General features: G+C 64.5%; 11 protein-coding genes. 6 read left to right on the top strand and 5 right to left on the bottom strand.

Annotated elements, in window-relative coordinates; all coding sequences use genetic code 11:
* Positions 1-115 precede the first annotated feature (115 nt).
* On the top strand, positions 116-2,992 hold the full coding sequence (locus tag ACZIRK_RS08335) for an EAL domain-containing protein (RefSeq protein ID WP_028163738.1): 2,877 nt from the start codon (positions 116-118) through the stop codon (positions 2,990-2,992).
* A 101-nt stretch (positions 2,993-3,093) separates the two neighbouring features.
* On the opposite strand, the gene ACZIRK_RS08330 is transcribed toward ACZIRK_RS08335, so the two are convergent.
* A complete protein-coding gene (locus ACZIRK_RS08330) occupies positions 3,094-3,372 on the bottom strand; it encodes a DUF7662 domain-containing protein (RefSeq protein WP_456640923.1) in 279 nt (92 codons plus the stop codon).
* A gap of 137 nt (positions 3,373-3,509) precedes the next feature.
* On the opposite strand from ACZIRK_RS08330, the gene ACZIRK_RS08325 reads away from it, so the two are divergent.
* Positions 3,510-5,003 (top strand): GGDEF domain-containing protein, encoded by a 1,494-nt coding sequence (locus ACZIRK_RS08325; protein ID WP_130226493.1) that lies wholly within the window; start codon positions 3,510-3,512, stop codon positions 5,001-5,003.
* Positions 5,004-5,139: 136 nt separating this feature from the next.
* On the opposite strand, the gene ACZIRK_RS08320 is transcribed toward ACZIRK_RS08325, so the two are convergent.
* Positions 5,140-6,021, bottom strand: a complete 882-nt coding sequence (locus ACZIRK_RS08320; RefSeq protein ID WP_130226494.1) for a UTP--glucose-1-phosphate uridylyltransferase — start codon at positions 6,019-6,021, stop codon at positions 5,140-5,142.
* 249 nt (positions 6,022-6,270) lie between these two features.
* Here ACZIRK_RS08320 and ACZIRK_RS08315 point away from each other — a divergent pair, with 249 nt between their 5' ends.
* Together ACZIRK_RS08315 and ACZIRK_RS08310 are read left to right on the top strand one after the other, a co-directional pair.
* Positions 6,271-7,605, top strand: coding sequence for a lytic murein transglycosylase (locus tag ACZIRK_RS08315; protein WP_463327141.1), 1,335 nt, complete (start codon positions 6,271-6,273; stop codon positions 7,603-7,605).
* A 147-nt stretch (positions 7,606-7,752) separates the two neighbouring features.
* Entirely contained in the window at positions 7,753-9,432 is a 1,680-nt protein-coding gene (locus ACZIRK_RS08310; RefSeq protein WP_463327140.1) for an SGNH/GDSL hydrolase family protein, read from the top strand.
* Between the two features lie 118 nt (positions 9,433-9,550).
* Here ACZIRK_RS08310 and ACZIRK_RS08305 read toward each other — a convergent pair whose 3' ends face one another.
* Together ACZIRK_RS08305 and ACZIRK_RS08300 are read right to left on the bottom strand one after the other, a co-directional pair.
* On the bottom strand, positions 9,551-9,919 hold the full coding sequence (locus tag ACZIRK_RS08305) for a CsbD family protein (RefSeq protein ID WP_130229637.1): 369 nt from the start codon (positions 9,917-9,919) through the stop codon (positions 9,551-9,553).
* Between the two features lie 61 nt (positions 9,920-9,980).
* Positions 9,981-10,715 carry an SDR family NAD(P)-dependent oxidoreductase gene (locus tag ACZIRK_RS08300; RefSeq protein WP_130229636.1) on the bottom strand — a complete coding sequence of 245 codons (735 nt, stop codon included), beginning with the start codon at positions 10,713-10,715 and terminating at the stop codon, positions 9,981-9,983.
* A 102-nt stretch (positions 10,716-10,817) separates the two neighbouring features.
* Between ACZIRK_RS08300 and ACZIRK_RS08295 the strand changes: the two genes are divergently transcribed.
* Both ACZIRK_RS08295 and ACZIRK_RS08290 read left to right on the top strand, forming a co-directional pair.
* On the top strand, positions 10,818-11,597 hold the full coding sequence (locus ACZIRK_RS08295) for an SDR family NAD(P)-dependent oxidoreductase (protein ID WP_165435544.1): 780 nt from the start codon (positions 10,818-10,820) through the stop codon (positions 11,595-11,597).
* Positions 11,598-11,728: 131 nt separating this feature from the next.
* Positions 11,729-12,616, top strand: a complete 888-nt coding sequence (locus tag ACZIRK_RS08290) for a TauD/TfdA dioxygenase family protein (protein WP_130229635.1) — start codon at positions 11,729-11,731, stop codon at positions 12,614-12,616.
* Between the two features lie 115 nt (positions 12,617-12,731).
* Here ACZIRK_RS08290 and ACZIRK_RS08285 read toward each other — a convergent pair whose 3' ends face one another.
* The gene (locus tag ACZIRK_RS08285) at positions 12,732-13,382 is read right to left on the bottom strand and encodes a YqgE/AlgH family protein (protein ID WP_130229634.1); all 651 of its coding nucleotides are present in this window, start codon (positions 13,380-13,382) and stop codon (positions 12,732-12,734) included.
* Positions 13,383-13,492 lie beyond the last annotated feature (110 nt).

Below are 13,492 nucleotides of genomic sequence, written 5' to 3'. Positions count from 1 at the left end.
TCCACTGCCGGCCTAGCCGGAAACCCTTTGATTTCCTTCGCTTTCGTGGCATTTATCCGGGAGCGGCGGGGCGCTGGTTCGCCCGCATGAATCGTGAAAGCGCGGAGTACTGACATTGCGTCTGATCAGGTGGCTTGCGCCGCTTGCGCTGGCCCTCATGATGGTTGTCGGCGCCGCTCCGGCGCGCGCAGTTGACGCCGTCAGCGTCCGCAGCGACGCGCCCGCGATCGATCTCACCGCCGTTCTCGACCACCAGCGCAGCGAGACCGACCGCATCCAGGTCTCGACCGCGCCCGGCACCGACGGCATCGTCCGCCGCATCGAGGTCCGCGCCCGCGAGGGCGGGCAATATTGGGTGGTATTCGCGCTCGCCAACAATACCGACGACCAGCTCGACCGCCTGATCGTCGCGCCGCATTACCGCATCGTCTCATCCGGCCTGTTCTGGCCGGATCTCGGCCTGTCGCGCATCGCCACCATCACGCCGTCGGTCGGCGACCGTCCCGAGCGGCAGGAAAGCCCGACTGCCGACGTGTTCCGCATCACGCTCGATCCGGGCGCGGTCGTCACCTATGTCGCGGAATTGCGCACCGACAAGCTCCCGCAGCTCTATCTGTGGGAGCCGGAGTCCTACAAGGACAAGGTCAACTCGTTCACGCTCTACCAGGGCATCGTGATCGGTATTTCCGGCCTGCTAGCGCTGGTGCTGACGATCCTGTTCGTGGTCAAGGGCAGCATCATGTTTCCGGCGGCAGCCGCACTCGCCTGGGCGGTGCTGGTCTATATCGGCGTCGATTTCGGCTTCTGGGGCAAGGTGCTCGACATGTCGAACAACGCCGAGCGCGTCTGGCGCGCGGCGGGCGAGGCGATATTGGCGGCGACGCTGCTCGTGTTCCTGTTCGCCTATCTCAATTTGAGCCGCTGGCATGTGCGCTATTCCCACATCACCATCGGCTGGCTGCTGTTCCTGGGATCGCTGGTGGCGCTGGCGCTGTTCGATCCGGCGGTGGCTTCCGGCATCGCGCGCATGTCGCTCGTCATGATCGCCTTCGCCGGCTTTGCCCTGATCGTCTATCTCTCGACCCACGGCTTCGATCGCGCCGTGCTCTTGATCCCGACCTGGTTCCTGCTGGTGGTCTGGGTGGTCGCGGCCGGCATGACGGTGGCGGGCAGCGTCACCAACGACATCGTCGGCCCGGCGCTGCTCGGCGGCCTCGTGCTGATCGTGATGCTGATCGGCTTCACGGTGATGCAGCACGCGTTTGCCGGCGGCGGCGCCACCACCGGCGTCGTCTCCGATGTCGAGCGGCGGGCCCTGGCACTGACCGGCTCAGGCGACCTGATCTGGGACTGGGACGTCTCCGCCGACAAGGTGTTCACCAGCCCAGAGACCGAGGCCCTGCTTGGCCTAAAGCGCGGCACGCTGGAAGGACCGGCGGCGACATGGCTCGAGGTGCTGCATCCGCTCGACCAGGACCGTTTCCGTGCCGCGCTCGACAGCGTGCTCGACCAGCGCCGTGGCCGCCTGGTGCAGGATTTCCGGCTGCGCACGCCGGATGGCCATTTCATGTGGTTCGCGCTGAAGGCGCGGCCTGTCGTCGGCTCCGACGGCGAGGTCTCGCGCGTCGTCGGCACGCTCACCGACGTCACCGACATCAAGAACTCCGAAGAGCGGATGCTGCATGACTCGGTCCACGACAATCTGACCGGCCTGCCCAACCGCAAATTGTTCATGGACCGCCTCAGCGCGGTCGCCAATCTCGCAAAGACGGTGCCGACGCTGCGGCCGACATTGATGGTGATCGACCTCGACCGCTTCAAGCAGGTCAACGACTCCGTCGGCATGGCGGTCGGCGATTCCATCCTGCTGACGCTGGCGCGCCGCCTGACCCGCATCCTCAAACCCCAGGACACGCTGGCGCGATTGGCCGGCGACCAGTTCGGCCTGATCCTGTTGTCGGAGCAGGACCCGGCGCGGATCACCGCCTTTGCCGAGACCATCCGCAAGACCATCCGCGCCCCGATCGCCTTCAACGACCGCGAGATATTCCTGACCGCCTCGATCGGGCTGGCGCTCTCCGACCCGCAGACGCAGCTCACCGACGAGATCATCAAGGACGCCGAGCTTGCGATGTATCATTCCAAGCGCATCGGCGGCGACCGCATCGACGTCTACAAGCCGGCGATGCGCGCGCGCAAGACCGACCGGCTGACGCTGGAGAGCGAATTGCGCCGCGCCATCGAGCGGCAGGAGATCACCATCCTCTACCAGCCGATCGTGCGGCTCGAGGACCGCTCGATCGCCGGCTTCGAGGCCCTGTCGCGCTGGGATCATCCGAAACTCGGGCGGATGTCGCCGTCCGAATTCATCTCCATCGCGGAGGAGATCGGCCTGATCGTCGACCTCGGCACGTTCGTGATGGACCAGACCGCGCGGCAGCTTTCGATCTGGCAACGCGCGATGCGCTCGCGCGAGCCGATCTTTGCCTCCGTCAACGTCTCCTCACGGCAATTGCTGCGCCACGACCTGATCCACGACATCAGGACCGTGCTGTCGCGCTCCTCGGTGGCACGCGGCACGCTGAAATTGGAATTGACGGAATCGCTGGTGATGGAGAATCCGGAGCACGCCGCGCAGATGCTGGCGCGCATCCGCGAGCTCGGCACCGGGCTCTCCCTGGACGATTTCGGCACCGGCCACTCCTCGCTGTCTTACCTGCAACGCTTCCCGTTCGACACCATCAAGATCGACCAGTCCTTCGTCCGCACCACCAGCCGCGGCACCCGGCCCGTGATCCTGAAATCGATCATCGCGCTCGCCCACGACCTCGGCATGGACGTGGTGGCGGAAGGCGCGGAAACGGATTCGGATGCGGTCGAGCTCTACCAGCTCGGCTGCGAATACGCGCAGGGCTTCGCCTTCGGCGAGCCGATGGACGCCGACGCCGCGATGCGCCTGCTCACCGAGGAACGGCTGGAAGCCGCGAGCTGATCTTCCGCTGTCGTCCCGGCCTTGAGCCGGGACCCATAACCACAAGTGTGCATTTTGCAGCACGCTGGAGCCACAGCGAGCTTAACAACAACGCCCTGTGGTTATGGGTTCCCGCCTGCGCGGGAACGACGCTGGGGGAGCCGCTTGAACTTCACGCTGTTGCCGTCGGCCTGGCGCATGGCGGCATAGCCGGCTTCGAGACAGGCTTCACGCTGCGGCATCCTTTCCTGTGGACTACGCAGGCTATCCCACCAGGAGGCGCGCTGCGCCGCGCGCGGCAGCGGCGCGTCGATGATGGCCTCGATCTCCTCGAAGCTGAGCACCAGTTCGGTCAGCGTCTGCCTCTTCAGATAGTCCCGCAATGGGCCGTAATCGTTCACCTCAGGTCCCTTGAATTCACGTCATTGCCGAAAATTGTCAGTCGAACCAACCAACCGTTAACCCATTCGCGGTTCGCTGTCGCCGTTTAAGGCGGCAACAATGTTTCCGGTGCATGAAGGGTGGCCCGGGACCAAACATGCCAAACGAACGGCGACAACAAGCAAAGCGGCACTGGCGGCTATCGACGAAGCTCCTGATCGCTTCCTCGGTCGCGACTGTGATCGGCTTTTCCACCATCTGCACCAGCGTCATGCTCGACATGCGCCGCGGCGAGGAGGAGCTGGCACGGCAGACGCTGGAAAACCTCGCCGCCGGCATCGACTCCGATATCAGCCGCAACATCGAACTGTACGACCTCTCGCTGCGCGCGGTCGCCGGCGCCATGGTGATGCCGGAGATCAAGGAAGTCAGCAATGAGGTCCGGCACCTGATCCTGTTCGACCACGCCGCCACCGCAAAGCACTTTGGCGCGATCCAGGTCTTCGACAGCACGGGGCAATTGGTAGACGATGCATCGACGCTCGATCCCCTGATCGAGAACCGCAGCGACGAAGAATATTTCCACATCCATCGCGACCAGCCCTACACAGGCCTCTACATCTCAAAGCCGATGCTCCACCGCGGCGCCTACGCGATCGTGCTGAGCCGGCGCATCAGCGGCGAAGACGGAAGTTTTCTCGGCGTCGTCGCGGGCTCGATCCGCTTCAGCTATTTCCACGAACTGTTCGGACGGCTGACGCTTGCCCCCGGCGACACCATCACGGTGCTGCGTCGCGACCGCACGATCATCATGCGCACGCCGTTCGATCTCGATGTCATCGGCACCAACCTGGCGGAGCGGCGCAACTGGACTCCAGACAACCTGAAGAACAACGGCTCCTATGCCGGTGCCGGCCCGATCGACCAGACCCCGCGGCTCTATGTTCGCCGCAGCGGAAACGGCCCGCTGTTTACCGTGGTCGGAAAGCCGCTGGACGGCGTCTTCAGCCTGTGGCGCAAGGAGGCGACCCGGATCGGCGCCATCATGGCGGCACTGGTCCTGTTCGTGCTCGGCACCACGCTGTTTCTGGCGCGCGAGATCGGCCGCCGCGCCGAGGCCGAGGAGAAGCTCGAGGAGCTCGCGACCACCGACGCGCTGACCGGTTTGCGAAACCGGCGCAAGTTCGATGCCGATATCGATACGGAATGGCGCCGCGCCGGCCGGCATGAGACGCCGCTCGCCCTGCTCATCATCGACGCCGACCATTTCAAGGCCTTCAACGATACCTATGGTCACCAGGCCGGCGACCAGGTGCTGGTTGGCATCGCGATCTGCATCTCGGATTCGGTCCGGCGCGCCGGCGATTGCACGGCACGCCTTGGCGGCGAGGAATTCGCCGTGCTGCTGCCCGGCCAGAGCGCCGTGGAAGCGTTCGGCGTGGCGGAGATGATCCGCCGCAAGGTCGAACAATGGTGTGACGGAGAGACCATCACCACCGTCAGCATCGGCGTCGCGAGCCTGACGCCTCTGGCCGGCCAGAACTGGACCGATCTGGTGGAAGCCGCCGACCGGGCGCTCTACGCCGCCAAGGCCAATGGCCGCAACCAGAGTGTGGTCGCAAGCCTGCAGACAATGTCGCTGGTGGCGTAAGAGAGGCCGCCGTTACGGCCCCGTTTCTCCAGATCTTGTCATTGCGAGCGTAGCGAAGCAATCCATGCCTCCACAAGCGGCGAAATGGATTGCTTCGCTACGCTCGCAATGACGGCAATCGACAGCTCGTTTGCCGTCACTTCTCCAGATACTTCTTCATCTCCGCCAGCAGGCCGTCGCGCAGTTCGGGGCGGCGCAGGCCATAGGCGAGGTTGGCGCGCAGGAAGCCGGCCTTGGAGCCGCAATCGTGCCGCTCGCCTTCGAACTCCACGCCATAGAATTTCTGCGTCTTCGCCAGGCCGATCATGGCGTCGGTGAGCTGGATCTCGCCGCCGGCGCCGCGCTCCTGCGTCGCCAGGATTTCGAAAATCTCCGGCTGCAAAATATAGCGGCCGGTGATCGAGAGGTTGGATGGCGCCGTGCCCTTCGGCGGCTTCTCCACCATGCCGTTGATCTCGAACATGGTGGGATGGGCGTGGCGCGGGCCGACGCCGCAGATGCCGTATTGGTGGGTAAGATGGTCCGGCACCTCCTCGACCGCGATCAGGTTTGACTTCTCGCCGAGCTTGCTCGCGGCCTCGATCATCTGGGCAAGGCAGCCCGGCGTGTTCAGCACCAGTTCGTCCGGCAGCACCACCGCGAAAGGTTCATTGCCGATAATGTCGCGGGCGCACCATACCGCGTGGCCGAGCCCGTGCGGCGCCTGCTGGCGGGTGAAGCTCACGGCACCTGCTTCCGGCTGATACTGCGCCAGGACGTCCAACTCCGCCTTCTTGCCGCGCGCGACAAGCGTGGTGTCGAGCTCGAACATCCGGTCGAAATGGTCCTCGATGATGGCCTTGTTACGACCCGTGACGAAGACGAAATGCTCGATCCCGGCCTCCTTCGCCTCGTCATACACGTATTGGATGAGCGGCTTGTCGACGATGGTCAGCATTTCCTTCGGCATCGCCTTGGTGGCGGGCAGGACCCGGGTGCCGAGACCAGCGACGGGGAAGACGGCTTTACGGATTTTCATGGGAATGTCGGGCGCCTTGAGCCTTGAAATGTGTGAGACGGGTATCGCACCTTGCTATCCGGTTTGCAGCCGGGAACAAAGGCGGATGTGTGATGCCGCGTCGCTTTTGTCGTTGTGACCGATCAAAACAAAATCTCGCCTTTGTTAAGCTGTTGGAAACCGTCACAAGGCCTTCTGAACCAATCGTTGGAACGGGCAGATCGAGCCATGCGGCGGACGGGAACAGCGACCAGGAGCCGAACCAGCGCGATGATAATCGCGGCGGTTCTGCTTGTTTCCAATCAGGCCTTGGCCCAGTCCCAGGGTGGGCTCGCGGATCTGTTCGGCAATCTGTTCTCGGGACCCAACCCCTCGCCACCGCCCGCAGCCGCCACCGGCGACGGCTCGGCTCCGCCCTGGAGCGGAGAGGACGGCGCTTCCGGCCACCCATTGATGACGGCGGCCGCGATTCGGCAGGCGGCGGCCAATTTCGACAATTGTGTCGCCTCGATGTGGCCCGATGCGGCGCGACGCAACGTCACACGCGAGAATTTCGAGCGCTTCACCGCGGGGCTCACGCCCGACCTGCGCATCATGGATCTCTTGGATTCGCAGCCCGAATTCACCAAGGCGATCTGGGACTATCTCGACATCCTCGTGAACGACAACCGTCTCGCCAAGGGCCGCGAGATCCTCGCCAAATACAAGGCGCAATTCGACGCCGCGGAAAAAGCCTACGGCGTCGACCGCTACGCGGTCGCGGCGATCTGGGGTATCGAATCCAATTATTCGACCCAGATGGGCGACCGCAGCGTGGTGCAATCGACCGCCACGCTCGCCTGCATCGGCCGCCGGCAGGCCTACTTCAAGGATGAATTCCTCTCGGCGCTGGAGATCCTCAATCGCGGCGATCTTCGTCCCGAACAGCTTCGCGGTTCCTGGGCCGGCGCGTTCGGTCCGACGCAATTCATGCCGACCGCTTTCAAGCGTTACGCGGTCGATGGTGACGGCGACGGCAGGCGCGATGTCGTCGACAACCCGGCCGACCTGATCGCCTCAACCGCCAACAACCTGAAAAAGGACGGCTGGCAGACCGGGCAGAGCTGGGGTTACGAAGTCGTGGTTCCCAAGGACTTCAACTACATGATGGCCGACCGTGCCAAGGCGATGACGCTCGCGCAATGGCAGCAGCTTGGACTGCGACGCGCCAACAATCATCCGTTCCCGCACCCGACGGACAAGGCCTATCTGCTCGCTCCTGCCGGCGCCGAAGGCCCCGGCTTTTTGATGATGCAGAATTTCCGGGTGATCATGAAGTACAACCCGGCGGAGGCCTATGCGCTGGCGATCGGCCATTTTGCCGACCGCCTGCGCGGGGGGCCGCCCTTCGTGCAGCCCTGGCCACGCCAGGAACGGGTGCTGTCGCGGGCCGAACGGCTGGAACTGCAACAACTGCTCGCCCAGCGCGGCTTTTACCGCGGCACGCCGGACGGCCAGATCGGCGGCCAGACCAGGGAAGCGCTGCGCGGTTTCCAGGCCTCGATCGGCACGCCCGCCGACGGATTTGCCACTTCCGACATGCTGGAGCGCCTGAGAGGGCGATAGGACCCCAAAAATCACCCAAATACCGCTATTTGGCCGCCGCCTTGACGACCTGGGCGGATGCCCGATCCATGCTGGAAAATATGCCCGCTTGAGGCCCGATTCCGGTAGTATGGCGTTGTCCTCAAAATCCATTTCGACCGAGCTTTGATGCCGAAGCCAAAGTCCTTCCTGCGCATGTTCACCGAGAGCGGCCCGCTGGTCGCGCTCGCGGTTGTGATCGCGCTGCTGGTCGGGATCGCCGGCCCCGCCTCGGCGCAGTTCTTCGGCTTTCCGGGCTTTGGCGGTCCACCGCAGCGCTCGGCGCCGCGCAACAATGGCGGCGGCTGGTTCGGCGGGGATTTCTTCGCTCCCTTCCAGCATGCGCCGCCGCAGCAACAACAGCAGCAACAGGCGCCGCGTCAGGATTTTTCGCGAGCGCCACCGCCGGCGAAGCGCGACACGGCGCCGGAGCGCAACGTGCTGGTGCTTGGCGATGCCATGGCAGACTGGCTCGCCTATGGCCTCGAGGACACCTATTCCGAACAGCCCGACATGGGCGTGATCCGCAAGCACAAGACCGTGTCCGGCCTGATCAAATACCAGCCCAAGGGCGAGCCCTCCGATTGGGCCGCCGCCGCGCGGAGCATCCTCGCCACCGAAAAAGCGGATGCGATCGTGGTGATACTCGGTCTCAATGACCGCGTTTCGATCCGCGAGCCTGTCGTCGACAAGAAGGACGACAAGAAAACCGAGAAGAAGGACGCCAAGCCTTCGGATGGCGCCGCCAAGCCGGACGACAAGCCGGTCGATGCCGAATTATCGCCGGAGGATGCCGCCGACGCGCCGCAGGCCGCGGCGCCCGAGCGCAGCGCGCGTTCGGCAAACGGCGTCTATGAATTCCGCGACGAACGCTGGGTCGAGCTCTACAACAAGAAGATCGATGAACTGATCGGCGTGCTGAAGAGCAAGGGCGTGCCGGTGTTGTGGGTCGGCCTGCCGGCGATCCGCGGCCAGAAGGGAACATCGGACATGCTGTTCCTGGATTCGCTGTACCGGGACAGCGCGGCCAAGGCCGGCATCACCTACGTCGATGTCTGGGATGGCTTCGTCGACGAGGCCGGTCGCTTCATGCAGAAGGGCCCGGATTTCGAAGGCCAGATTCGCCAGCTCCGCACCTCGGACGGCGTCTTCTTCACCAAGGCCGGCGCGCGCAAGCTGGCGCACTATGTGGACCGCGAGGTGACGCGGCTGCTCGCCCGCTCCACACCGATCGCGCTGCCGACCGAGCCGGCGACTCCTGACGCCAGTGCTACGCCCGGCCAGCCTGCGCGGCCATTGGCGGGACCAATTGTGCCGCTGGTCGCCTCCTCCGTCGGCACCGATCAGTTGCTCGGCGGCCCCGGCTCGCGTCCAGCCGCGGTCGATCCGCTCACGGCACGAACCCTGGTGAAGGGCGAACCGCTCGCGCCACCCGCCGGCCGCGCCGACGATTTTGCCTGGCCGCGCCGCGAAATCGGTCGCGAGCAGGCCAAGGGAGAAACGCCGGTTGCCGCGACCACCCCCGAGGGGACTGGCGCAGGTGCGGGCGCCGGAACAGCGCCGGCGGCGACGGCCGCAGCTCCCGCGCCGCCAAAGCCGGCAGCGCAGAAGCGTGTGTTCCGGCCGGCCCAGCCCAATCCGCCGCCTGCCTCGACCTTTGGCGATTTCTTCGGCTTCGGCTCGCCGCCTGCCACCGGGCCGCGCCAGCAGACAGCGCCGCCGCGGCCGCCGGCCTCGATCGTTCCACGTCCACCGGCGGATGTCGGACGATCCGCGGAAGCGCCGTTCGGCAATTTCATGAGATGGTGACGGCAGTCATTCCAAAGATAGGGTGGACAAAGGCAAGCGTGCCCACCATCGCGAGCGGAATGTTAGGCGGTGGGCACGCTTCGCTTTGCCTGCCCTACCCGGCGCCCTGGAACGACGGCTAATAGCGCCAGCGCGGTGGCGGACGGCGCGGCGGCCGCGACAGCAATAGCCCGAGCGCCAAACCGAGGCCGCCGGCAATCAGCAAGGCGCCGATCGGATTGTCCTGCACGGTCTTGGTCAGCGCCTGCTGGCCGCTTCGAACGGTCTCGCCGCGATTCTCGTAAGCATCCCTGGCGTAGTTGACGGCGGTGTCCGCGGCGTCGTGCGCGGCATCCTTGGCTTGGCCATAGAGATTCTGCACCGTGCCGGCGGCTTCGCGCGCGCGGCCTGATGCTTCCGTCTTGCTGTCACCGGCCATTTCACCGACGGTGCCTTCCGCCTTGCCGGCAAACTCCTTGGTGGCACCAGCGATCCGATCAGTATCCATCGCGGTCACTCCTCTCCGTTTCCGGGAAAGTAACCGGCGAGCCCAGCCGCGGTTCCTGCGCCTACAAAATCAACCCGCCGTCGACGACGATGGTCTGGCCGATGATGTAGGCGGCGAGCGGCGAGGCCAGGAACAGCGCGGCACCCGCCATGTCTTGCGGCGTGCCGAGCCGCCTCAGCGGAATCCGCTCCAGCGCGCCTTCGAGCCGCTTCGGGTTCGCCGTCGTCACCTTGGTCATCTTGGTATCGACCAGGCCCGGTGCGATGCCATTGACGCGGATGCCATCCTCGGCCCAGGCCTCCGCAAGCGTCCGCGTTAGCCCGACCGCGCCGGTCTTCGAGGCGTTGTAGGCGGGATTTCCCATCGTCGAATGATAGGCGGCGGTCGAACTGACGATGATGAGCGAGCCCTTGCTCGCGCTCAGCATCGCCTGGAATTTGGTCGCACACGCCATCAGGCTCATGAGGTTGACTTCCATGACCTTGCGAAAGCCCTCCATCTCGAACTCGCCGCGGCGGTAGATCACCGCGCCTTGCGCCAGCACCAGCACATCGAGCCGGTCGAAGGTCGGCTTGAATTGCTCGATCGCACGAGCGTCGCCGACGTCGAGCTGCGAGTATTCCAACCCGTCCAGATGCGAACCTTCCTCTGCCGAATAGTCGCTCGCCTTGGCGCGCGTGCCGCAGACATGCACGCGCGCGCCCTTGGCGCGGAATGCTTGCGCGATGCCGTTGCCGATGCCGCTGGAGCCGCCCACCACGAGAACCTGCCTGCCGCTGAAATCGAGCTCGTTCATCGCACGCTTTCTCCCTTGCTTCTTGCTTGTTTGACCTGTCTGCGGATCGATGCCAGCCTTGTCAATCCTGCAACCTGTTCCCTCCATCCCACTGGTCACACGATGTCCGAATTCAAACAGCTCAGCCGCTCGGTGAAAGGCTTGACCGTTCTCGTCACCGGCGCCGCCAGCGGCATGGGCCGGGCCACCGCGCTGGTGTTCGCCGCTGAGGGCGCCAATGTCGCCGTCACCGACATCACCTCCGAAGGCACGGAGGCGGTTGCGCAGGAGATCGGCAAGAGCGGAGGGACGGCAAAGGCGTGGGCGCTCGACGTCGCCGATCGCAATGCAATCCCGGCCGTGATTAACGGCGTCGCCGCGCATTTCGGCGGGCTCGACATCCTCGTCAACAACGCCGGTATCTCCGTGCGCGTCGCAATCGACGACGACGGCTATGATGACGCGTGGGCCAAGGCGATCGCGGTGATGCTGACCGCGCATCAGCGCATCATCCGCGCCGCTTTGCCGCATTTGCGAAAATCGAAATGCCCGCGCATCGTCAATATCGCTTCCACCGAGGCGCTCGGCGCTACCGCATTGCACAGTCCTTATTCCGCGGCGAAGGCCGGCGTCACCGGGCTGACACGCTCGCTTGCCGTGGAACTGGGCCGCGAGGGCATCACTGTGAACTGCATCTGCCCGGGCCCGATCCGCACCGGGATTACCGACCGGATTCCGGAAGAGCATAAGACGATCTATGCCAAGCGCCGCACAGCGCTCGGCCGCTATGGCGAGCCGGAGGAGGTCGCGCACATGACCTTGAGCCTGTGCCTGCCGGCGGCGTCGTTCCTGACTGGCGCGGTGATCCCGGTGGATGGCGGGCTGATGGCGCGAAATGCGTGATGCGCTGCAACGTGTCCGGGCCGCCGCGTGCAAGGGGCCATGCGCCGGCGCCGCGTTGACTTGGCAACGTCACAGGATAGCCTTTCCTCAAACGAAGCGGAAAAACCGCCTGCACATGAGGAGAGAACGCCATGGCCATCGCGATCCGGCAGCTTCATCCGCATTTTGTCGGTGAGGTCACAGGCCTCGATCTGCGAAAGCCGCTGACCAGGCAGGAAGCGATCGAAGTCGAGGCGGCGATGGACAAATACGCCGTGCTCGTCTTCCACGACCAGGACATAACAGACGAGCAGCAACTGGCCTTTGCGCTGAACTTCGGCGAGCGCGAAAACGCGCGCGGCGGCAACGTGACCAAGAAGGCGGATTATCGCCTCTCCTCCGGGCTGAACGACGTCTCCAACCTCGGCAAGGACGGCAAGCCGCTACCCAAGGATCACCGCACCCATCTGTTCAATCTCGGCAACTGCCTGTGGCATTCCGACAGCTCGTTCCGGCCGATTCCGGCGAAATTCTCGCTGTTGTCGGCGCGGGTGGTGAACCCGAAGGGCGGCAACACCGAATTCGCCGACATGCGCGCGGCCTATGACGCGCTGGACGAGGAGACCAAGTCTGAAATCGAGGACCTGATCTGCGAGCACTCGCTGATGTATTCACGCGGCTCGCTGGGCTTTCTCGACTATAGCGACGAGGAGAAGGAGATGTTCAAGCCGGTGCTGCAGCGCCTGGTGCGGACCCATCCGGTGCATCGCCGCAAGTCGCTCTATCTCTCGTCGCACGCGGGCGCGGTGCGCGGCATGAGCATGCCGGAGGGCCGGCTGCTGCTACGCGACCTCACCGAGCATGCGACCCAGCCTGAATTCGTCTATGTCCACAGGTGGAAGCTGCACGACCTCGTGATGTGGGACAATCGCCAGACCATGCATCGCGTCCGCCGCTACGACCAGTCCCAGCCGCGCGACATGCGCCGCGCAACCGTGGCCGGCACCGAGCCGACCGTCGCGCAGCAGGCGGCGGAGTAGCTGTTGTACGCAATCAACCCTCGTCATGCGCGGGCTTGACCCGCGCATCCATCACCTCTTCAAGAACGCAATTTTTGACCGATGGATTGCCGGGTCAAGCCCGGCAATGACAGCCTCACGCGTGGCCAGCTTCGTTCGAGAGCATGCCGACGTCGATGCCTATCTTGCGCAGGGCGCGGTCGTATTTGTCCTCGACGTCGTCGCCGAAGATCAGATCCGAATCGGCGTCGCAATGCAGCCAGCCATTGTGCTGGATCTCGTTTTCGAGCTGCCCCGGGGCCCAGCCGGCATAGCCCAGGGCCAGGATCGCATGCCTGGGGCCGGAGCCCTTGGCGATCGCCTTCAGGATGTCGACGGTCGCGGTCAGGCAGATATCGTCGTCGATATTCAGCGTCGCATCCTGGATGTAGAAATCGCTGGAATGCAGCACGAACCCGCGGCCGGTATCGACCGGGCCGCCCTTCATCACCTTCATGGTCTCGGCATTTTCCGGCAATTTGATCTGGTCGGCCTTCTGGATGATGTCGAGTTGCACCAAGAGCCCCGGGAAATCGATGCTTCCGGCCGGACGGTTGACGATGATGCCCATCGCCCCCTCGGCGGAATGCGCGCACATGTAGATGACGGAGCGCTCGAAGCGGGGATCGCTCATAACCGGCATGGCGATCAGGATCTGGCCGTCGAGATAACCGCTGCCCGACGAATTGTCGCCGACGCCGGCCACCTTGCCGCGGGCGGTCTTTGGTGCTTTGCCTTCAGGAGTCATCTGAAAGGCCTCCATGCTGATTTGATATCCTGATATTGGGTGAGGCTTCTGTCAATCAAGCAGAGCGCCGTATTCGCGCCATCCATCACACGCAATTCAATGGTTTACGC

The organism is Bradyrhizobium sp. Leo114 (assembly GCF_055229415.2).
This window is presented reverse-complemented; position numbering and strand designations above follow the sequence as displayed.

Excerpts from the sequence above, each read along its gene's own strand:
- ACZIRK_RS08325 (WP_130226493.1), top strand. The coding sequence starts at position 3,510 with ATGCCAAACGAACGGCGACAACAAGCAAAGCGGCACTGGCGGCTATCG.
- ACZIRK_RS08320 (WP_130226494.1), bottom strand. The coding sequence starts at position 6,021 with ATGAAAATCCGTAAAGCCGTCTTCCCCGTCGCTGGTCTCGGCACCCGG.
- ACZIRK_RS08315 (WP_463327141.1), top strand. The coding sequence starts at position 6,271 with ATGATAATCGCGGCGGTTCTGCTTGTTTCCAATCAGGCCTTGGCCCAG.
- ACZIRK_RS08310 (WP_463327140.1), top strand. The coding sequence starts at position 7,753 with ATGCCGAAGCCAAAGTCCTTCCTGCGCATGTTCACCGAGAGCGGCCCG.
- ACZIRK_RS08305 (WP_130229637.1), bottom strand. The coding sequence starts at position 9,919 with ATGGATACTGATCGGATCGCTGGTGCCACCAAGGAGTTTGCCGGCAAG.
- ACZIRK_RS08300 (WP_130229636.1), bottom strand. The coding sequence starts at position 10,715 with ATGAACGAGCTCGATTTCAGCGGCAGGCAGGTTCTCGTGGTGGGCGGC.
- ACZIRK_RS08295 (WP_165435544.1), top strand. The coding sequence starts at position 10,818 with ATGTCCGAATTCAAACAGCTCAGCCGCTCGGTGAAAGGCTTGACCGTT.
- ACZIRK_RS08290 (WP_130229635.1), top strand. The coding sequence starts at position 11,729 with ATGGCCATCGCGATCCGGCAGCTTCATCCGCATTTTGTCGGTGAGGTC.
- ACZIRK_RS08285 (WP_130229634.1), bottom strand. The coding sequence starts at position 13,382 with ATGACTCCTGAAGGCAAAGCACCAAAGACCGCCCGCGGCAAGGTGGCC.